This window comes from Flavobacterium sp. HBTb2-11-1 (assembly GCF_009826975.1).
Taxonomy (GTDB): Bacteria; Bacteroidota; Bacteroidia; order Flavobacteriales; family Flavobacteriaceae; genus Flavobacterium.
In genome coordinates, this window is sequence record NZ_WUMO01000008.1 from 39,293 (window position 1) to 60,452 (window position 21,160).

Annotated in this window: 19 protein-coding genes; 14 read left to right on the forward strand and 5 right to left on the reverse strand. The window is 35.1% G+C overall.

Annotation, left to right across the window (positions count from 1 at the left end; translation table 11 throughout):
- The first annotated feature begins 64 nt into the window (after positions 1 to 64).
- The 6 genes from GR162_RS17625 to GR162_RS17650 all read left to right on the forward strand — a co-directional run bounded on the left by GR162_RS17625 (position 65) and on the right by GR162_RS17650 (position 6,821).
- The gene (locus tag GR162_RS17625) at positions 65 to 1,852 is read left to right on the forward strand and encodes an amidohydrolase (RefSeq protein WP_160783191.1); all 1,788 of its coding nucleotides are present in this window, start codon (positions 65 to 67) and stop codon (positions 1,850 to 1,852) included.
- A 5-nt stretch (positions 1,853 to 1,857) separates the two neighbouring features.
- Complete coding sequence (locus GR162_RS17630) at positions 1,858 to 3,225, forward strand: alginate export family protein (protein WP_160783192.1); 1,368 nt, start codon at positions 1,858 to 1,860, stop codon at positions 3,223 to 3,225.
- 25 nt (positions 3,226 to 3,250) lie between these two features.
- The gene (locus GR162_RS17635; RefSeq protein ID WP_008467693.1) at positions 3,251 to 3,811 is read left to right on the forward strand and encodes a 2'-5' RNA ligase family protein; all 561 of its coding nucleotides are present in this window, start codon (positions 3,251 to 3,253) and stop codon (positions 3,809 to 3,811) included.
- Positions 3,812 to 3,979: 168 nt separating this feature from the next.
- Entirely contained in the window at positions 3,980 to 4,903 is a 924-nt protein-coding gene (locus GR162_RS17640; protein ID WP_160783193.1) for an AraC family transcriptional regulator, read from the forward strand.
- Positions 4,904 to 5,194: 291 nt separating this feature from the next.
- Positions 5,195 to 5,917 carry an SDR family oxidoreductase gene (locus tag GR162_RS17645; RefSeq protein ID WP_160783194.1) on the forward strand — a complete coding sequence of 241 codons (723 nt, stop codon included), beginning with the start codon at positions 5,195 to 5,197 and terminating at the stop codon, positions 5,915 to 5,917.
- Between the two features lie 139 nt (positions 5,918 to 6,056).
- Positions 6,057 to 6,821, forward strand: a complete 765-nt coding sequence (locus tag GR162_RS17650; RefSeq protein WP_160783195.1) for an SDR family oxidoreductase — start codon at positions 6,057 to 6,059, stop codon at positions 6,819 to 6,821.
- A gap of 295 nt (positions 6,822 to 7,116) precedes the next feature.
- On the opposite strand, the gene GR162_RS17655 is transcribed toward GR162_RS17650, so the two are convergent.
- From GR162_RS17655 to GR162_RS17665, 3 genes are all read right to left on the reverse strand, one after another.
- A complete protein-coding gene (locus GR162_RS17655) occupies positions 7,117 to 7,590 on the reverse strand; it encodes a hypothetical protein (protein WP_160783196.1) in 474 nt (157 codons plus the stop codon).
- A gap of 123 nt (positions 7,591 to 7,713) precedes the next feature.
- Positions 7,714 to 8,418, reverse strand: a complete 705-nt coding sequence (locus GR162_RS17660) for a LytTR family DNA-binding domain-containing protein (RefSeq protein WP_091135279.1) — start codon at positions 8,416 to 8,418, stop codon at positions 7,714 to 7,716.
- Complete coding sequence (locus GR162_RS17665; RefSeq protein WP_160783197.1) at positions 8,415 to 9,452, reverse strand: sensor histidine kinase; 1,038 nt, start codon at positions 9,450 to 9,452, stop codon at positions 8,415 to 8,417. The genes GR162_RS17660 and GR162_RS17665 overlap by 4 nt, the downstream gene beginning before the upstream one ends.
- A 174-nt stretch (positions 9,453 to 9,626) precedes the next feature.
- Here GR162_RS17665 and GR162_RS17670 point away from each other — a divergent pair, with 174 nt between their 5' ends.
- The 4 genes from GR162_RS17670 to GR162_RS17685 all read left to right on the forward strand — a co-directional run bounded on the left by GR162_RS17670 (position 9,627) and on the right by GR162_RS17685 (position 16,895).
- On the forward strand, positions 9,627 to 11,012 hold the full coding sequence (locus GR162_RS17670; RefSeq protein ID WP_160783198.1) for a TolC family protein: 1,386 nt from the start codon (positions 9,627 to 9,629) through the stop codon (positions 11,010 to 11,012).
- 12 nt (positions 11,013 to 11,024) lie between these two features.
- A complete protein-coding gene (locus tag GR162_RS17675; RefSeq protein ID WP_160783199.1) occupies positions 11,025 to 14,315 on the forward strand; it encodes an efflux RND transporter permease subunit in 3,291 nt (1,096 codons plus the stop codon).
- A 221-nt stretch (positions 14,316 to 14,536) separates the two neighbouring features.
- On the forward strand, positions 14,537 to 15,625 hold the full coding sequence (locus GR162_RS17680) for an efflux RND transporter periplasmic adaptor subunit (RefSeq protein WP_008467704.1): 1,089 nt from the start codon (positions 14,537 to 14,539) through the stop codon (positions 15,623 to 15,625).
- Positions 15,626 to 15,980: 355 nt separating this feature from the next.
- Complete coding sequence (locus tag GR162_RS17685; protein ID WP_160783200.1) at positions 15,981 to 16,895, forward strand: DUF6602 domain-containing protein; 915 nt, start codon at positions 15,981 to 15,983, stop codon at positions 16,893 to 16,895.
- A 250-nt stretch (positions 16,896 to 17,145) separates the two neighbouring features.
- Here the strand turns inward: GR162_RS17685 and GR162_RS17690 are convergent, their stop codons facing one another.
- Positions 17,146 to 17,379, reverse strand: a complete 234-nt coding sequence (locus GR162_RS17690; protein WP_160783201.1) for a hypothetical protein — start codon at positions 17,377 to 17,379, stop codon at positions 17,146 to 17,148.
- Between the two features lie 551 nt (positions 17,380 to 17,930).
- Positions 17,931 to 18,479, reverse strand: a complete 549-nt coding sequence (locus GR162_RS17695; protein ID WP_160783202.1) for a type 1 glutamine amidotransferase domain-containing protein — start codon at positions 18,477 to 18,479, stop codon at positions 17,931 to 17,933.
- A 359-nt stretch (positions 18,480 to 18,838) separates the two neighbouring features.
- Here GR162_RS17695 and GR162_RS17700 point away from each other — a divergent pair, with 359 nt between their 5' ends.
- From GR162_RS17700 to GR162_RS17715, 4 genes are all read left to right on the forward strand, one after another.
- Positions 18,839 to 19,174: a hypothetical protein gene (locus GR162_RS17700; RefSeq protein ID WP_160783203.1), complete on the forward strand. Its 336-nt coding sequence runs from the start codon at positions 18,839 to 18,841 to the stop codon at positions 19,172 to 19,174.
- 96 nt (positions 19,175 to 19,270) lie between these two features.
- Positions 19,271 to 20,065 carry an AraC family transcriptional regulator gene (locus tag GR162_RS17705; protein WP_160783204.1) on the forward strand — a complete coding sequence of 265 codons (795 nt, stop codon included), beginning with the start codon at positions 19,271 to 19,273 and terminating at the stop codon, positions 20,063 to 20,065.
- A 202-nt stretch (positions 20,066 to 20,267) separates the two neighbouring features.
- Positions 20,268 to 20,690, forward strand: coding sequence for a DoxX family protein (locus GR162_RS17710; protein ID WP_160783205.1), 423 nt, complete (start codon positions 20,268 to 20,270; stop codon positions 20,688 to 20,690).
- A 20-nt stretch (positions 20,691 to 20,710) separates the two neighbouring features.
- Complete coding sequence (locus tag GR162_RS17715; RefSeq protein ID WP_160783206.1) at positions 20,711 to 21,055, forward strand: cupin domain-containing protein; 345 nt, start codon at positions 20,711 to 20,713, stop codon at positions 21,053 to 21,055.
- Positions 21,056 to 21,160 lie beyond the last annotated feature (105 nt).

The window sequence follows — 21,160 nt, forward strand, 5'->3', positions numbered from 1 at the left end:
ACTTAACCTATAATTTTTAATTCTCAATTTTAATTAAATCTACCAAACCAAAAATACCACAATCATGAAACTCTCTTTCAAACTAATAGCTTTTCTTTTAATCATTTCCCTCCCTGTTTTTGGGCAAAATAAAAAAGCTACACTCATTGTTCATAATGCCATAATTCATACTCTGGACAATAAAAATACAGTTGTTGAAGCTATGGCTGTTGCAGATGGAAAAATCCTAAAAACGGGCAAAAGCAGTGAAATCTTAAAATTAAAAGACAAAAAAACAACAATAATCGATGCCAAAGGAAGAACGATTATTCCTGGCATATTCGATTCTCATATGCATATTATCCGAGGCGGAAGGTTCTACAATACAGAATTGCGTTGGGACGGTGTTCGTTCTCTAAAAAGAGCTTTAGCTATGTTGAAAGAACAGGCACAGAGAACGCCAAAAGGACAATGGGTGCGTGTTGTTGGCGGGTGGAATGCTTATCAATTTGAAGAAAAAAGACTTCCAACTTTAGCAGAAATCAATGACGCAACGGGCGAGGTTCCAACATTTATTCTTCATTTATATGGACATGCTTATTTGAACAAAGCAGGTTTAGAAGCTTTGAAAATTGATTCCAACACGCCAAATCCAAATGCAGGATTGATTGAAAAAGATCCAAACGGAAATCCAACAGGATTATTGGTGGCAGAACCAAATGCTTTCATTCTATATTCGACTCTTGCCAAACTTCCCGAATTGACGCAAGAAGAAAAATTCAATTCGACTAAACAATTTATGACCGAAATGAATCGTCTTGGCGTAACTGCAATTATGGATGCTGGAGGCGGATTTCAAAATTTTCCTGATGATTATGGTGTAACCAATGGTTTATGCAAAGACAGCGATTTAACTGTTAGAATGCCTTATTATTTGTTTGCGCAAAAAGCAGGTACAGAATTAAACGATTACACCAAATGGATGCAAACCGTTGAAATTGGCGAAGGCTGTGATGATGATCATCATTCGGATAAAGTAGAATATCACGTTCAGGGTGCTGGAGAAAATTTGGTAATGAGCGCAGGAGATTTTGAAAACTTTGACAAACCAAGACCGGAATTAAGTCCAGCGATGGAAGGACAATTAAAAGAAGTGTTATCTTTATTAGTGAAAAATAGATGGCCTTTCAGAATTCACGCTACTTATAATGAAAGCATCACTAGATTTTTAAACGTAATAGAAGACATCAACAAAGAAACACCTTTAAACGGACTTTTATGGTTCTTTGATCATGCTGAAACGGTATCTACAGAAAATTTAAAACGAATTAAAGCTTTAAATGGCGGAATCGCAATCCAGCATAGGATGGCGTATCAAGGAGAAAGTTTCATTAAAAGATATGGAAAAAAAGCTGCTTCAAACACAGTTCCATTAAAGAAAATGTTCGAGCTAGGAATTAAAGTCGGAATGGGAACTGACGGAACACGCGTAGCAAGCTACAATCCTTGGGTTGGTTTATATTGGCTCACAACAGGAAAAACTTTAGGTGGCTTAAAATATATGAATGATGAAAATATTGTTGACAGAAACACTGCTTTAAAACTATTCACGTACGGAAGCGCCCAATTAATCAATATTGAAAAAGACCGAGGAATGCTGGCATCTGGAAAATTGGCCGATTTCGCTATTCTTTCTGATGATTACTTCTCGACTTCTGAAGAAAAAATCTTAAATATCGAATCAAAACTTACAGTAGTAAACGGAAAAGTAGTTTACGCTGATAATGACTTTAGAACCTTTGCCAACGAAAAACCAAAAGCAATTCCAGACTGGAGTCCAGTAAATTACTTTGGAGGTTATCAAAAAAACTAATTCAAATGAAAAACACATTCTTCTTATTGTTGCTTTTGGGAATCATTTTTTCTGCAAATGCACAACAAAAACCAGTTTTCCAAAGGCTGCGATATGAGGATGATTTCACTTATCTAAAAGCAGATTCGACCAAAACTTTATACGAGAGAATCAAATATATTCCGTTAGGAAAAAACGATAAATATTATGCCTCAATTGGCGGTGAAGCAAGGCTTCAGTACACTTATACCGTCAATAATAAATGGGGAGACGAAGCTGATGACGATGGCTATTTACTTTCCCGATATCTGTTTCATGCAAATGTTCAATTAGGAGTTTTCAGAACCTTTTTTGAATTGCAAAGCAGTTTAGCAAATGGCAAAACAGATCCCAGTCCAGTTGACGAAAATCAGCTAGACATTCATCAGGCTTTTCTCGATATTGATTTTATTAAAGAAGAAAATGAGCAATTAACACTGCGTTCTGGAAGACAAGAAATGATGTACGGTTCACAGCGTTTAATTGCAGTGCGTGAAGGTCCAAACAGTCGACTTGCTTTTGATGCAGTAAAACTATTTTATAAAAAAAACAACTGGCAATCAGACGCATTTTTCACGCATCCTATTGCCAATAAACAAGGAACTTTTAATGATAGTTTTAATGAAAACGCTAAATTTTGGGGAAGTTATACTGTAATTCACAAAGTGCCTTTCATTCAGAACATCGATCTGTATTATTTAGGTTTATGGAAAAGCCGATCTGTTTTTGATGATGCCATTGGTGAAGAAAACAGACAATCTATTGGAACCCGAATCTGGAAAAATAAAGGAACATGGAAATACGATTTTGAAGGCGTTTACCAATTTGGAAACATCAATCAAAAGACAATTTCAGGCTGGACACTTTCATCTTTTGCCTGTTATACCTTCGAAAACATAAAATATACGCCTGAAATCGGATTGAAAACAGAAATCATTTCTGGCGATAAAAGTTCGGGAGATGCTCACTTACAAACTTTTAATCCGTTATATCCAAGAGGCGCTTATTTTGGATTAGTTGCCTTAATTGGCCCTTCTAATTTAATAGATGTTCATCCTTCAATTAATTTTAGTTTATCGGAAAAATGGACACTTGGAATTGATTACGATATTTTCTGGAGACAAACCTTAAGTGACGGTATATACGCCCCTAACATGCAGCTTTTATATTCCGGAAAAAACACAACGGAACGTTTTATTGGTTCGCAATTAATTTCGAATGTAAACTACGACATGAATAATCATTTAGGATTTACACTAGAAACGGGTTGGTTTAATGCGGGCAGCTTTTTAAAAGAAGTGGGGTCTGGAAAAGATTATTTTTACGCCGCATTGACAGCACAATTTAAATTTTAAATTTGTGTAATTCAAAATCCTAAAAATGGAAAAAACATATTCGGTTGTATTTTATTCAAAAGATTTAGTTGAACCCGTTAAAAAGCTGAAAGATTTTTTAAGAAGCAAAATTGATTGGTACAACAGCTGCAATTCTGAAGCTCATATTACGATTTGTGAATTTACAATCGACGAATCTGAGTTCGATTCAATTAAACAAAAGCTTTCTAAAATTTCAGATACTTTTTTCCCTTTCCCCGTATCATTAAATCATTTTGATGCTTTCCAAAATAGCGGCGCTTTTTTTATAGGTGTAACCGAAGATTCAAAAAATAATCTAGTGCCTATCATGAAAAAGATTCATGAAGCCTTTAAGTTTTTAAAACTCAAAAAAAGTGATAATCCGCACTTGTCAATCGGAAGAAGATTAACACCCGAAAACCTTAAAATAGCTTCTGAGCTTTTTACCACAATTGATCTTGAATTTGAATGCAATGAAATTGTTTTAAGGGAATTCGATCCCAAAGTAAAACAGTTTTTTGTAATTGATGCTTTTCCTTTCGGAAGCAATCCTAAGCCAGAGTTCGTACAGGGGAGTTTGTTTTAACCGCAAAGAGCGCAAAGTTTTTTCGCGAGGTTCGCAAATATTTTACACAAACCTTTGCGAACTTTGCGTTTTTATAGACTGTCTAAATCAAAAAAAACTTGCACCCTTTGCGGTTAAACTCACAAAGCTTATTTTTTCGTATATTTGAATTTCGCAATTCATCACAATATGAAATCCCTAGATTCATTTTACCACGATATTACCGAAGGTTCTACAGTTGATCCTACTTCATTATTGCCAAACGACATCCAGAAAGAAATCGGACACTTTAATGTCTTTGATATAAAAGAACTTCTCGAACGCATGAAAGGAAAGCCTGGAATGCCTTATGACAGAAGAGCCTACTACAAAATAAGTTTGATAAAAGGCCATAATAGAGCCGAATACGCAGATAAAGTTATCGAAATAGAAAAACAGGGATTGTTATTTGCAACACCAAAAATTCCGTATAACTATTTACCGCAAGACACGAATCAAGGCGGTCATTTTTGTGTTTTTACAAGCGAGTTTTTATCTAAAAGCAAAAGCGGAATCGATCTAGACGAACTTCCGATTTTTGCCTCCGCTGGTTATCCTATTTTTCAGCTTTCAGACGAAGAAGTTTCAGAAGTAGAATTGATTTTCAATAAAATACAAAAAGAAATCAACTCTGATTATATCTTCAAATACGATTTAATTCGAAATTATGTTGCAGAGTTAATTCACTTCGGACAAAAACTACAGCCTATTACCGCGTTATATTCCAAACACAATTCGGCAGCAAGAGTTTCATCTTTATTTGCTGAATTGTTAGAAAGACAATTCCCGATAGAATCTCCAAATCAAAGATTAGAATTGAGAACAGCAAAAGATTTTGCAGAGCGATTATCTGTTCATGTCAATCATTTAAATAAAGTTTTAAAGGAAAGCACCGGAAAAACCACAACAGAATTAATCAGTAACCGATTAACAAACGAAGCCAAAATTCTTTTAAAACAAACCGATTGGAATATTTCTGAAATTGCCTATTCACTTGGTTTTGAAGAATTAGCGCATTTTTCTAATTTCTTTAAAAAACAAACGTCCTTTACGCCGATTGCTTTTAGGAGTTAGATATTTTAGATTTTAGATTGCAGATTTTAGATTGTTGCCAATAGTTATCTCAAAGCTTGTCCTCCTGAGCGAAGTCGAAGGATCGCATGCAAAATCCATACAGTATGTTTTACGGAGCCTGTCCTTCGACTTCGCTCAGGAAGACATAAACTGAGATTTTGGAATTTGGAATTTTAAAAATTGGAATTTCACTATCCTGATTTGAATTTCGCAAACATCGGTTTGATATTTACAACTCCTTAAATCTACTTCGCTCCTACCTTTGTCTTATCAAATTAAAAGAACGAAAAGATGAATTTATCAGACAACAAAATTTTAATAACTGGCGGTGCAAGCGGTATCGGACTTGGACTTGCCGAACGATTTATTCAAGAAAACAATACCGTAATTATCTGCGGAAGAAGAGCTTCTCTTCTAGAAGAAGTAAAAGCTAAATTTCCGTCGATTATTGCTAAAGTATGTGACTTGTCTTTAGAAGAAGAACGCATTGCGCTTTATCAATGGATTGCAGCAAATCATCCGGACTTAAATGTTTTAGTCAATAATGCTGGTATTCAAAACTGGATGAACATAACGGATGCTGACTTCTACCACAACATGAAAAGTGAGCTTGCCACAAACATAGAAGCTCCACTGCATTTAACTTCGTTATTTATTAAGTTGCCTTCTTTAAAAACAGTGATGAATGTAACTTCTGGACTGGCATTTTCTCCTTTTGCAAAAGTCCCGGTTTATTCAGCTACAAAAGCATTTTTCAGATCATTTACACTTTCGCTTCGTCATTTATTAAAAGAAAAAAATATTGAAGTAGTCGAAATTATCCCGCCAGCCTTAAACACAGATTTAGGTGGAATAGGTTTGCACGATGCACATCCGAGCGTAAGCAGTTTTATCGAAGCTATTTTCGAACAATTGAAAGAAGGAAAACAAGAACTCACTTTCGGCACAAGCGAAACGAGATTAAATGCAAGTGCAGAAGAGTTGAAAAATCATTTTAATGCAATGCATTCTTAATTATGAGTTAGGAATTATGAGTTATAAATGTCATTTTCTTTTTCAACTCATAATTACTAAATCATAATTCATAATTCATAATTCATAATTCATAATTCATAATTCATAATTCATAACTCATAACTCATAATTTAAAAAAATGGCAGTAAACACAAAAATAGCTCTAGTTACAGGCGGTAGCAGAGGTTTAGGAAAAAATATGGCAATTGCGATTGCAAAAAAAGGACTTGACGTAATTATTACCTACAACAGCAAAAAAGAAGAAGCTGACGCTGTAGTTTTGGAAATTGAAAATTTAGGTCAAAAAGCGGCTGCATTACAATTGAACGTTGCAGAATCAGGAACTTTTGATTCTTTTTTCGAAAATGTAAAAACAGTTTTGAAAGACACTTTTAAAACAGACAAATTTGACTTTTTAGTTAATAATGCTGGAATCGGAATTCATAATTCGTTCATTGGAACAACTGAAGCTGAATTTGATCAATTGACTAATATTCAATTTAAAGGTCCGTTTTTCTTGACTCAAAAAGGACTTAATGTAATGAATGACGGTGGCGGAATTATAAATATTTCAACTGGTTTGGCAAGATTCTCTTTCCCAGGTTATGCAGCTTATGCTTCTATGAAAGGCGCAATGGAAACTTTGACAAAATATCAGGCAAAAGAGTTGGGTGCAAGAAAAATTAGAGCCAATATCGTGGCGCCAGGCGCTATTGAAACTGATTTTGGCGGAGGAGTTGTTCGCGATAATGAACAAATGAATCAGCAGATTGCTTCTGTAACCGCTTTAGGAAGAGTTGGTCTTCCTGATGATATCGGCGGTGTGGTTGCCTTTTTATGCACTGAAGATGCTCGCTGGATAAACGCTCAAAGAATCGAAGCTTCTGGTGGAATGATGTTGTAAAAATTTCAAAAATCTAAAGTTGAAATTCCAAATTCCAAGTTTCAGGTTGATTATTCTTTGTGTGTTTTAACCGCAAAGAGCGCAAGGTTTTTTCTAAGCTTTATGTTATACAAACGCAAAGTTCGCAAAGCTATATGTAAAAAACTTTGCGAACCTTGCGTAAACCTTAGCGCTCTTTGCGCTTAAACTTAAAACCTGAAACATGAAACAAAATAACTAAAAAAACAAAACCCGATAAGCATTAAAAACTCATCGGGTTTGTCATTTCAAATAATATTTGAATTAGTAAGCGTTTTTAGTTCTTTTCGACAGAGACTTCAAAATCTCCTTCTGCGTCAAAAACTATATCATAAAATTTAGTGTCTTTTGTTACTCCTACTTCGTAGGTTGTTTTTTTCTTATCGTCTACCACCATTGCAATTTCTTTAATGGCTTTTGCTTTATAATTCTTTTTTAGATAAGACTGTGCTTTTATCGGAAGCTGTTTAAACGGAATCTGCAGCTCATATGCTTTCATGTTTCCCAGATTATCGTAAATCGCTACTGCTTTTGTGGTATCGTTTACATTGTATCTTGCTTCAAATCGAATTTCGTCTGCATCATCTCCCACATATTCTTCAGACCAGACCGGCACTTTTCCGGGATATTCTCTCTCAAAAGCAAATCGAACCTTTTCTGGCGGTGTAATTACTTTTTTCATATTGGTTCCCTCTTGAGCTATTAAAAAACTACTGCATAAAAAAGTAAAAGATAAAAACACGTTTTTCATAGTTTCATTTTTTAAAATTAAACTTTAATAACGTATTAAAAGTACTACTTTTTTATTAAGATAACATGAAGATTTTAACATTTTTTTTAAGCACTAAAATCGCTCTAAAATCAATGGTTGCAATTACAATTCGAGCTTTTTTAGTCTATCGGTCAACTCTCTTTTGTACGTAATTCCGATTGGAATCCTTTCGTTTTTAATAACTACAAAATCTTTTTCGGTTGCATCGATTTTATCCAACGCCACGATATAAGATTTGTGAATACGCATAAAACTCTTTTCTGGAAGGCATTTCTCAAATTCTGTTGTAGTTATCGAAGCCAGATACGTTCTTTTTGTCGTGTGAAGTTTTACATAATTGCCAAAACTTTGAGCATATAAAAGCTGGTCTAATTCAATATCCATCAAATAACCATCTACTTTTACACTAACCGAATTTACCGTTTCTTCTGCCTTTTGTTTTACACTTTCGGTTGCAAAAAATCGGTCAATTGCTTTTAGAAATCTTGGAAAATAAATGGGCTTCAGCAAATAATCAATTACACCGTAATCGTAGCTTTCTAGAGCAAATTCAGAATACGCTGTAGTCAAAATGGTTTTAGGATGTGTCGGAAGAATTTTAAGCAGTTCCATTCCAGAAATCTCAGGCATATTGATATCCAAAAACATTAAATCGACTGGATTCTCTCTGAGATAATTCATCGCTTCAATGCCGTTGTATCCTTGAAAAACCAATTCTAACTGCGGATTCTGTTTGATATAATTAGCCAGAACATAATGCGCAGCAGGTTCATCGTCTACAATAATACATCTTTTCGTTTCTTTCATCCTACAAACTTTTTAAGCTGTATTTCCAAATCTACAATATAAGTCTGTTTATCGTCTTTTATATCTAATTTATAGTCTTTTCCATAAATTAAATTCAGACGTTCAATAGTATTTTTTAAACCAATTTTGGTAGAAACCACATCATTTTTCTTCGGAATTGAATTGGCAACATGAAGATGCAGCAATCCGTTTTCTACAGAAATTGCAATTGTCACAAAACACTTTTCAATAGCGCAGGTTCCGTGTTTAAAAGCATTTTCAATAAATGCAATTAGAAGCATCGGAGAAATTTTATAGGTGTATTCGTTATCTACTTTATTTTCAAAAGTAATATCACATCTATAGCCAACACGTTCTTTTTCAAGCTGAACATAGCTGTTTATAAACTCCAATTCGTCTTCTAAAGATACACATTGTTTGCTATTGCTTTCCAATTGATAGCGCATTAACTGCGAAACCTTCATAATTAAATCGGGTGTTCTGTCTGGAAACTGAAGGCTAATGCCGTAAAGTGTATTAAAAGTATTAAACAAAAAATGCGGATTTAATTGTCCTTTCAATGAATTTAATTGCATTTGATTGAACAATAAAGCCGCATCGGTTTGTTTCCTGTGAATACGATAAAACTTAAATACAATAATCGGACTGAGAATGCAGACCAAAGTTCCTAAAACACTCGCCAATTGGTACACATAACTTCTCTGATGCGAATTTTGGTACAAATGACATTTGGCAAACATATCCAGCATGGTAATTTCATACAAAATGACCGAGAATACAAAAACACCAAAAAGCGTCAGGATAATATAAGTGAAAGGTTTATTGGCTTTGAATAAAATTGGAAGTAAAAAAAAGCGGTTAAACTGCGCATGCATGTATAAAATGCAATAAAAAAATATCCCCATCAAAATAGAAACGAAGGAACTAAAGAGCATCCAGTCATTTTTTAGGGTATAAATTGTAAATGAAAAAAGGACAACGGCAACCTCCTGCCACCATCTGTTATCCAATATGTTATCAATTTTTTTGTTCATTCTTAATTGTGAAATAGTTTACAAAGTACGAACAAATATTTAATTAATTTTTTCAAAAAATGACCAATTCAATTCGTCATTTACTAGTGCAGTACATCACTTAACCTGACTTTTATCAGTACAAGAGAAATAAATTTGTTGTATCAAAAACATATTTATATCACACTTGAGTTTATGTATTTCAAAAAAATTACCTTATTATTTTTATTGATTTTTGCCTCAGCCGGCTACGCTCAAACCCTGTCTTTAAAAGAAGCCATAAAGATAGGACTTGAAAACTACGGTTCTATCCGAGCAAAAAACAATTACGCCAATGCATCAAAAGAAACTCTAAAACAATCTCGACGCGATTATCTGCCTAACTTAAATTTATCGGCTCAGCAGGATTACGGAACCGTAAACGGACAAAACGGACCGCTTTACGGATTTGGAGGTTTAGGAGTTGCTTCATCAGGACTTCCGTTGCCAGAACAAAACTGGAATTCGGCATTTGGTGCGCTTTATTTAGTCAATATGAACTGGGATTTTTTCACTTTTGGAAAAACACAGGAAAAAATCAATTTATCTAAAATTGATGTTCAGGCTAAAGAAAAAGATTTAGCACAGGAAAAATTCCAGCAGGAAATCAAAATCTCAGCTGCTTATTTGAATTTATTGGCGAGCCAAAGATTGTTGATTTCGCAAGAAAAAAACCTTTCTCGTGCAGAAGTTTTCAAAAAGACAGCTGTTGCAAGAGTTAAAAACGGCTTATTGGCCGGAGTCGATTCTACCTTGGCTACAGCCGAAGTTTCTAAAGCTAAAATTGCTTTAAACTTAGCTAGAAACTTTGTTAAAGAACAAAACAACAAATTAGTCGATTTAATGGGCGTTGCACCACAGGATTTCGTTACAGACACCTTATTTGTAACACAGATTCCGAAAGAATTGGTGACCAAAGAAACGGCAACAGATAGCCTTCACCCATTGTTACAATTCTATAAAACCAAAATCGATTACAGCAATCAGCAGGTTAAATTGTATAAGAGATTTTATTATCCAACGATGAGCGCTTTTGGAGTTTTGCAAACCAGAGCCTCAGGATTTGATTCTTCTTATGCCACCAATCAAAACGCCTTTACGAGAAATTATTGGGATGGCGTAAATCCAGACCGCACGAACTATTTAGTTGGAGTTGGAATTACGTGGAATTTAACCACACCTTTCCGTTCAAGCAAACAGGTAAGCGCTCAGAAATTTGTATCTCAAGCTCTGCAGGAAGAATACAATCAAGCTGATAGAGAATTGAAGTCTCAACTGGCTTTCGCCGAAGATAAAATCAGAATCACTTTGGAGAATTATGCCGAAGCGCCGATTCAGGTTGATGCCGCACAAAGAGCTTACATTCAGAAATCGGCATTATATAAAAATGGTTTAACCGATCTAACCGATTTAACGCAAACCATTTACACGCTGAACCGAGCTGAAATCGATCGAGATATTGTCAATAATAATGTGTGGCAGTCGTACTTATTGAAAGTAGCTGCAACAGGAAATTTTGACTTATTTATAAATGAATTTTAATTATAAATCCTAATGAATTTAATACGTTTTGCACTCCGCAAACCCATTTCCATATTAGTACTGGTTGCGGGTCTATTTTTCTTCGGAATTGGTGCCATCAAAGACATTAAGGTAGATATCTTGCCAAAAATGAATTTGCCGGTTATCTACATCGCGCACCCGTTTGGAGGTTATACGCCAGACCAGATGGAAGCTTATTTTGCCAAAAACTACGTAAACGTTTTACCTTTCTCAAACGGTATCAAATCGGTAGAAACTAAAAATATTCAGGGGTTAATGATTATGAAATTAACCTATTATGAAGGAACCAACATGGCGCAGGCAGCTGCCGAGTTAAGTGCGCTTTCAAACAGAATCCAAGCGGTGTTCCCTCCAGGAACACAACCTCCGTTTATCATTCGTTTTGATGCTTCTTCATTGCCAATCGGACAATTGGTTTTGAGCAGTAAAATCAGATCAAACAACGAATTGCAAGATTTGGCCAACGTTTATGTTCGTGCTTCGTTTACTTCGATTCCTGGTTTATTATCTCCAGCACCATTTGGAGGAAGCCCGAGAACTATTGAGATCAACGTAGATCCAGATTTATTGCGTTCGCACAATATGACGCCAGACCAAATCGTAGAAGCGATTCGTTTAAACAACCAGACGGCTCCATCAGGAAACGTTCGTATGGGCGACAAAAACTATATTACGCCAACCAATAATACGATTAAAGAAATTAAAGATTTTGAACAGATTCCGTTATTCAAAGGCGGTGTTCAAAACTTAAAATTAGGCGATGTTGCATCGGTAAAAGACGGTGCCGATATTACAGCGGGTTATGCATTGGTAAACGGAAAACGTTCGGTTTACATTAGTATTGCAAAAGCAGGAGACGCTTCGACTTGGGATGTGGTTCAGAAATTAAAATCAGAATTGCCTAAAATTCAAAGCACGCTTCCTGAAGACGTAAAATTATCTTATGAATTTGACCAATCCGTTTATGTAATCAACTCGGTTAAAAGTTTGATTACTGAGGGAATCATTGGTGCGGTTTTAACAGGTTTAATGGTTTTATTATTCTTGGGTGACCGTCGTGCGGCTTTAATCGTAATTATGACCATTCCGATTTCGGTTATTTCGGGAGTTTTATTCCTTAAATTATTCGGACAGACGATTAACTTAATGTCTCTTTCGGGATTGGCTTTGGCAATTGGTATTTTGGTTGACGAAAGTACCGTAACGATCGAAAACATTCACCAGCATCTCGATATGGGAAAACCAAAAGCACTCGCCATTTGGGACGCCTGTAAAGAAATCGCCTTACCGAAATTATTGATCTTACTTTGTATCCTTGCCGTATTTGCTCCAGCATTTACCATGGTGGGTATTCCGGGAGCGTTGTTCTTGCCTTTGGCTTTAGCAATTGGTTTCTCAATGGTGATTTCGTTCTTATTATCTCAAACTTTTGTGCCTGTAATGGCCAACTGGATGATGAAAGGACATGAAAAACACGATCACGGACCAGAAATTACAGACGATGAAGCGGAGTTCAATGACTGCGGTTTAACACCAGAATCTGAACAAAATCTGATTACTCAGAAAAAAGTATATGTAGAAAGAGAAGATACCAATAACAACGGAAAAATCAGCGCTTTCGAACGCTTCAAAATTCGTTTCATGCGAACATTAGACCGTTTGTTTGTTCACAAAAAAATAACGAGTATCACATATCTGATTTCTGCAACTGCACTGGCTATTGTATTTATTACTTTTATCGGAAAAGACGTTTTCCCGAGAACCAATTCAAGTCAGTTTCAATTGAGAATGCGTGCTGTTGACGGAACGCGTCTAGAAAGAACAGAAGAACAAGCTAGAATTGTTTTAAAAGAATTGGAGAAAATGGTCGGAAAAGAGCATATCGGAATCTCATCTGTTTATGTGGGACAGCACCCTTCTCTATTCTCGATCAACCCGATTTACCTGTTCATGGCTGGTTCTCACGAAGCAGTTTTCCTAGTGAGTTTAAAAGATTATGAGGCAGATATGGATGACTTTAAAGATGAATTTAGAGCAAGACTTAAAAAATTGCTTCCAGATACTAAACTTTCTTTTGAGCCAATCGAATTGACGGATAAAGTTTTAAGCCAAGGTTCTCCTACTCCAATTGAGATTCGTGTGGCTGGAAAAGACAAAAAGAAAAACGAATTGTACGCGACTCAAATCGTAGATAAACTAAAAGCGATTTCGTATTTCAGAGACGTTCAAATTGGTCAGCCAATTCATTATCCAGCAATGAATATTGATATTGACAGAACCCGTGCTGCCGAATTGGGAGTTGATATGAATGATATTTCTCGTTCGCTTGTTGCTTCGACCTCATCTTCACGTTATACAGAAAAAAATAACTGGGTAGACGAAAAAGCAGGATTATCATATTCTGTTCAGGTTCAAGTGCCATTAAATAAAATGAAAAGCAAAACCGATATTGGAGAAATTCCGGTTCTGAAAAATTCGCTCCGTCCGGTTTTAAGTGACGTTGCCAAAATTACACCGGGATTTGTAAGCGGAGAAAATGACAATTTAGGGGCCATGCCATACATTACCGTTACGGCAAACATCTATAAAACCGATTTGGGGACGGCATCAAAAGATGTGAGCAAAACAATTAGTTCATTGGGCGAATTACCTCGTGGTTTGTTTATCACGCCAATCGGACTAAGTACTGTATTGACAGAGACATTAAGCAGCTTACAAACAGGATTATTGGTCGCTGTGTTTGTAATCTTCTTAATGCTGGCCGCTAATTTCCAATCGTTCAAGGTTTCGCTGGTAATCTTAACAACAGTTCCTGCCGTAGTTTTAGGATCTTTATTAATGCTGACTTTAACTGGTTCAACATTGAACTTACAATCGTATATGGGAATCATCATGTCGGTTGGGGTTTCTATTGCAAATGCCGTTTTATTGGTTACCAATGCCGAACAGCTCCGAAAAATAAACGGAAACGCTTTAGAATCGGCTCGTGAAGCTGCTGCGTTGCGTCTTCGTCCGATTATCATGACTTCTGTTGCGATGATTATGGGTATGTTGCCAATGGCAATTGGACACGGCGAAGGAGGCGATCAGGTTTCTCCGTTAGGAAGAGCGGTTATTGGTGGATTATTATTTTCTACTTTTGCCGTATTATTGATCCTTCCGCAGATATTTGCGTGGGCACAAGAAAAAACATCGACACAATCTGTTTCTTTAGATCCTGAAGACGAAGAAAGCATCCATTATATCTCATCATTGAGTAAGTCGAAAGTTGGAAAGTCCTAACTCGTTGAGTGTAATTATTTTTTTAACACATAGAAACATAGATTTTAGTTTTTAAAAAAAGGTAAAAGAAAAAACTAGTTTTCACACATAGTCCCGATAGCTATCGGGATGCATTTAAAAAAGTGAAACGCCTTTTATGCACAAAGAAAAGCTATGTTTCTATGTGATAAAATAATTACTCCCAAAGAATTAAAAACATATTCATTATATAAAACCAAAAAATGAACACTAAAATTATAAAATATAGCCCGCTGTTTCTAGCAGCAGTATTTTTCCTTAACAGCTGTAATTCTAAAAAAGAAGAACCTGTTAAAGCAGAAATTGAACCTAAAGTAGAAACTTTCCTTTTAGCGAAAGAAAAACTAACAACAGAATTGCGTTTGCCTGCCGAATTAACAGGTTTCCAACAAGTTGATTTGTATGCAAAAGTGAGCAGTTTCGTAAAAACCTTAAAAGTTGATATTGGTTCTAAAGTAAAAAAAGGACAGCTTTTAATTGTTTTAGAAGCGCCAGAAATCAGTTCGCAATTGGCTGCAGCCGAATCGAGATTGAAATCGATGGAAGCGATTTATGCAACCAGCAAAAGCACTTACAACCGTTTGTACGAAACCAGCAAAGTGGAAGGAACGATTTCTAAAAACGATTTAGAAATGGCAAGCGGAAAAAAGAATTCTGATTACGCACAATATCAAGCTGCCATTGCGGCTCACAAAGAAATCTCGATTATGAGAGGTTATCTAGAAATCCGTGCTCCTTTTGACGGTGTTGTAGCAGCAAGAAATGTCAATTTAGGAACATTTGTTGGTCCGCAAGGAAAAGGTTCAGATTTACCTTTATTGACGATTCAGGAGCAAAGTAAATTACGTTTGGCGGTTTCTGTACCAGAATTGTACACAGGATATTTGCACCCGGGCGACGAAATGAGTTTTAATGTAAAATCGTTACCAGAAACTTTTACAGCAAAAATTACCAGAATGTCTGGCGCTTTAGATTTAAAATTACGTTCTGAAAGAGTCGAAATGGACGTGCACAACACCAAAGGAAATTTATTGCCAGGAATGGTTGCCGAAGTTTTGTTACCGCTTAACGCGAAAGACAGCACATTTGTAGTACCAAAATCGGCAGTAGTGAATTCTGCGGAAGGTTTATATGTAGTAAAAGTTGTAAACCACAAAGCGACAAGAGTTGACATTAAAAAAGGAAGAGAAATCGAAGATAAAATTGAAATTTTCGGCGATTTGACTCCAAATGATAAACTGGTAAAAATTGCCAGCGAAGAAACTAAGGAAGGCGATGTAATAAACGAATAATACCGATTATGTATTCAATACAGTCAAATAAAAATTAGACTGTTTTCATACTATATCGGCATTGATAACCTGCGTTTTAGTCTTCAATTTAGTGATTACCAAAAACTGTACGCATTCTTAGGAATGCAAATCTAAAAATTTGCCTTAGGACAGTTCCCTCTGATTTGTGGGGAGCTGTCCTTTTTTTGTTTTATAAATTGGGTAAAAATACTTGGCTGTTTGAATTGATAAATTAATATTTTTGAAAAACTATAAGTAAGAAATAAACATTCGCTAATACAAACAAATTTGAATAAATTGTTGCTACTTTATAGCGAGTGTATATAAGTCAGTTATCATTTAAACACAAGAAACTATGAACGCAGTCTTTGGAACAATTTTAGAAAATCTTCGTGCAATAGAAATAGTTGAAACTCCAACTATTGATGTTTTTAAGAAAGATCGAACCAACACAGGCGATTCTAAAGAACTAACCGTTAGTCAATTTATTGAAAGATATTTACCATCCGATTACAAAGTTAGGAAAGGAATCATTTATTCATTAGATAGTCAATCAAATAATATAGATTGTGTTGTTCTGGCTCCAAATCATCCAGCACTTAATACTCCAGTGCGTGAAGTTATGCTTGCTGAAGGGGTTTATGCGGCTATCGAGGTAAAACCAGATATAACAGTATTAACAGATAAAGGTGAATTTAATAGAGGTCTGTCTCAAATTCGATCCGTTAAAAATTTATCTCGAGAAACTGACATCTTGGACTTAAGCCAATTGACTAATAAACAAAAAAAATCTGATTATTATAAAAAGATTCCATCTATAATTTTTAGTCATAAATCTGCTGATCCCAAAAAAACAATTGAATTTATACGAAAAAAAGTTGAAAACGGTGAATACAAAAGTGACGAACTTCCCGATTTAATTGTTAGTCTGGATAATGGGATATTAATGTATACACCTGATTTTTCTTCTAATTCAATTTCGAAACAGCTTCCTGATGAATTAAAACCAATCTACGGAGAATATGTTTTTACTCATTTTGAAACCAATAGCAAGGAAGAAACATTAGCACTATTCTTAGTTCTTTTCCTAGGTTTAACACCTCCAACTATGATGCTAAGTAAGTTTATAATTACTGATTATTTAAGAAAAATCGATATAAAATTTAAAAAGACTTTTTATCCAATTCTGTTAGACCTAACAAAAACAAAAGAATCTTTAGAAAAAGTAAAAGAATTTCTGGAAAAAACAAAAAATAAAAACGGTAACTAACAGCTACTACAAATGACTTGGGCAATTGCCTTAATGGAAAATAGTTTGCATTTAAATGATTTTGGCAAATCCATAAAATGGACTTAATTTAGTCATAAACCCGATAGCGTGGATTGTACCCGATTGCGCAGATATATCTCCGCAACGATAGCGCGGATTTGCAATCCGTGCCCGCAAAGTAACTAACAGATTATATTAAAAAATAAAACCTCGATTTTAAAAAAAATCGAGGTTTTCCATTTTATAAACCTTACTCCTCACTCAAATAGGGATTCAAAATCTCCGCCAATTCATTGAGCCAATAATAATTGTCTTCAAAATTTAAAAGTCCAATTTGGAGGGTTTCGTGTTGTCGCATCACGCCGAGAGCTAAAATGCAATTTACTTGTCTTAAGATTTTAGCCATATCTTCGGGATCTATAATATGGTTAAAAAAATCAATCAGCCTTGTTTCGGCTTCTTTGGAAAGGGTGTTGTTTTTCATAAAGTGAAGAATTTAAGAAAAAACCCTCATACCTTAGCAGTCTTACGCTTCTTCACGGCGTCAAAGTCCTTTCGGATCTTTACTACATAGCACGAGGGCAAATTTTATGTTGTCTTAATGTGAAGATTTAAGAACTTCAAATGTAAGAAAACTTTTTAAAAAGAAAGATTTTTCTTTCAATTATTATATTCCTTTTATCAAATATAAGAAATCTATATTTCAGCAGGCATTTATCGCAGTTTTCTCATTGCGAGGAACGAAGTAATCTCGCTAATCATAAGACACAAAGTCTGATTTTGTAAATGTGGTTGCTTCGTTCCTCGCAATGACAAACTGCATGAAAAAAAATTACAAAGATTTGTCTGGCTTAGCGAAGTCGAAGCCCGCAATCTAAATCTACAATCTTTGTAGAGCTACTTGCGAAGATTTCTCGTTCCTCGAAATGACAAAATTGGGGATAAGAAATTAAACTAGCCATTATAAAAAAATGCAAGACCAAAATATGATCCTGCATTTTTTATAATTTGATAAATCTAAAAGAAAACAACTTTTTACGCTCTCTGACGCTCGTGTATGCCTTCTTTAATTTCTTCCACCATTTTTTTATTAAAAGCGGGTAAATCATTTGGGTTTCGGCTGGTAACTAGTCCGTTGTCCACAACTACTTCTGAGTCTTCCCATTGTGCTCCGGCATTTTTCAAATCGTTTTTAACAGAAAAGAACGATGTTACTTTTCGACCCTCTAAAACATCAGCATCCACCAGAATTTGAGGTCCGTGACAAATTGCGGCTACCGGTTTTTTACTTTCAAAAAAGGAACGTACAAAATTTACCGCAGCTTCTTCCCTTCTTAATAAATCAGGATTTATTACTCCTCCAGGCAGAACCAAAGCATCGTAATCGGCTTCATTTGCCTGATCTAATACGACATCAACATTATATTCGTTGCTCCAATTTCCGTCTTTCCAAGCTTTGATAGTTCCAGATTTCAAACTGACGATATCTGCATTCCAACCTTGCTCTTCCAGATAGGCTTTAGGCGATGCTAATTCAGATTCTTCGAAACCGTTTGTGGCTAATATGGCGATATTCTTTTTCATAATTTCAAATATTTAAACGTTATTAATTTTGATTTACCTAAAATTAGTTATTTGAGAAAGCCAGAGAAAATAGACCGTGTTAAAGCTTTCTTTAATAAAAGTTAATTAATTGGCAATCAAATTTTTATTAAAAAATAAAATGAAATTATGTAAAATGTAGGTCAATTTGGTTTACTATTTTATAAGCATTTATGAATCAATTAAGATTTTATTTCTACGGATTTTTTTTTCAGACTTAAAAACTCTAACGACATAAAAAAAAACCTTATTTTAATACAAAAAAAACTTTTAGGGGTAATATCAATAAAATATGCCGTTTTAAATTTACTGACCTCGAGACAAACCAAATACCACTTCTTATGCCACTTACAAAAAAAATTGCGGAATTAATGTCCAAAAAATACAATACCAATATTACTATTTTGGGCGATTACGAGGGCAGCAATCATACTTCGATTCTTGATAATGACAACGGAACAATCTTAGTTGTTTCAGATCGGAATCAGTTTTATTTTAAAGATCGGCATCGCAATCTCTGGCTTTCGGTTCTAGATCCTTTTCAAATAGATGGAAAAGAGCATTATCCCGAGCTTGGAGATTCTTACACACTCAATCATGGAGTTCAATACAGTTTTACGACAAAAGAAGCAATTGTAGAAATGGCTTCTCTCTATTTTGCAAAACATGCAGATTAAAATGATGAAGCGCAAAAAACAATTTCTTTAAATGCATAACTTTACAGAATCTTAACTCCCGATAGCTATCGCGATTGCGTTTAAAAACCAAAACAAATGATTGACATAAAAACGTTTGAACAGGCAGAAGATCTAAAGCATCCAAGACGTGTACTAAAATATGTACTGCTTTTTTGCACATCGGGCGAAATAACGCTTTCAGTAGACGAAAACGAATATCTAATCCCAAGAAATTCGGTCTTAACGATAACGTCAGGTCAGATTCATTTTATAAAAAACAGCAACAACGCAACCGGATTTGTTCTTGAATTCACTTATGATTTCTTCTGCAAAAATGACAACGACATCGAACTCATTTTTCATAACGGTTTGTTCTGCCATTTTGCAATGAATGAAGTGATACAAGTAGATGACGACAAATTGGTTGTCGATGCTTTACAGCTTATTCAGCAGGAAATTGCCCAAAAACCGTATCAATACCTCATCTCTGTTCATTCTAGAATTCAATTGATTTTAATCGAAATCAATCGTTCTAAAATAAAACTTGGGGAAGAAATCTACAAACCAGATGCTTTGTTTCTTCATTTTCTGGAAGCTATTCGCGGTAATTTTGACAAAAATCTTTCGGTAAATGAAATCGCTAATTTAATCGGCACAACCGAAGCCAAGCTGAACGAGCTCTCTAAACTGCATTGCAACAAAACCGCACAAAATATCATCTTCGGATTGCTAATTTCTGAAGCAAAACGTTTATTTACTTATGAGAAATTATCGGTAAAAGAAACCGCTTATGCTTTAGGCTTTAATGATCCTTTTTATTTTTCGAACTTTTTCAAAAAACATACTAACATTTCTCCAAAATCTTATAAGGAGAAAGTTGTTCAATTGTAGCCGTTTTCCAAGCTTTTTCCTTTCGTTGCGAAAATTGCTCGCAAAACCGCGGAGTCGCAAAGTTTTTTCTCATTTTATGTCATATTAGTCAAAAGGCTTTTTGCCTTCAAGCACAATTACATGCTTTTTCCAAGATTCTCTATTCTTTAAAAAGCACCACTGCCTGATCTTTGTATCTGATTAATTACTAATAAAATAGTTTATGAAAAGATATCAGGATTATGCCATTTTGCTTTTACGAATCGCAATGGCAATTGGATTTTTATCTGCCGTTTTTAGTCGGTTGGGATTTTGGGGAAGTCAATCTTCAGGTTGGGAAAATTTTCTGGCTTACGCCGAAAAAGTAAATTCTTTTGCTCCAAAAAGCTGTATTCCGGCAATTGCAATTACTGCTACAATTGCAGAATCACTTTTGGCTCTGCTCCTTTTCTTTGGCTACAAAACCAAATTTGCATCTATTGGCGCATCTATTTTAACCTTTTTGTTTGCGCTCGCCATGACGTATTCTTTTGGCGTAAAAGAGCTACTGGATTATTCTGTATTTGTGTTTTCGATGAGTGCTTTTCTTTTGGCAACATTCGAAAAATACAACTGGAGTTTAGATGAATTTCTTTCAAAAAATTAAACAATTTAAAATCAACTATAATGGAAAAACAAATTGCAAAAACAAACGAATTAAACTGGAAACCTCTTGTTGAAGAAGGCGTAAATACAGACGGTATTTTTTATAAAGTCCTACGCTTTGACGAAACCGCCAACAGACCCAAAACCTTTTTATTAAAATTTGAAGCTGGCGCTTCGTACCCAAATCACCTTCATCCAGGCGGAGAAGAAATCTTTGTTCTTGAAGGCGAAGTACGCTCTGCAAAAGACGAACTAAAAGCAGGCGATTATTTGTATATGCCGCCTGATAGCACTCATTCAGTTTTTTCTAAAAATGGATGTACGCTTTTGTTTATTGTTCCTGAAGAAGTGGTTATTTTGAAATAAAAAAAACGTAGCCTCCTGCTTTAGCTGGAGGTTTTATTATGACAATTTATTGGGGCTTTAGCCAAAATGCGTTTTTGGGCTAAAGCCATTTTTTTCTTAATGATT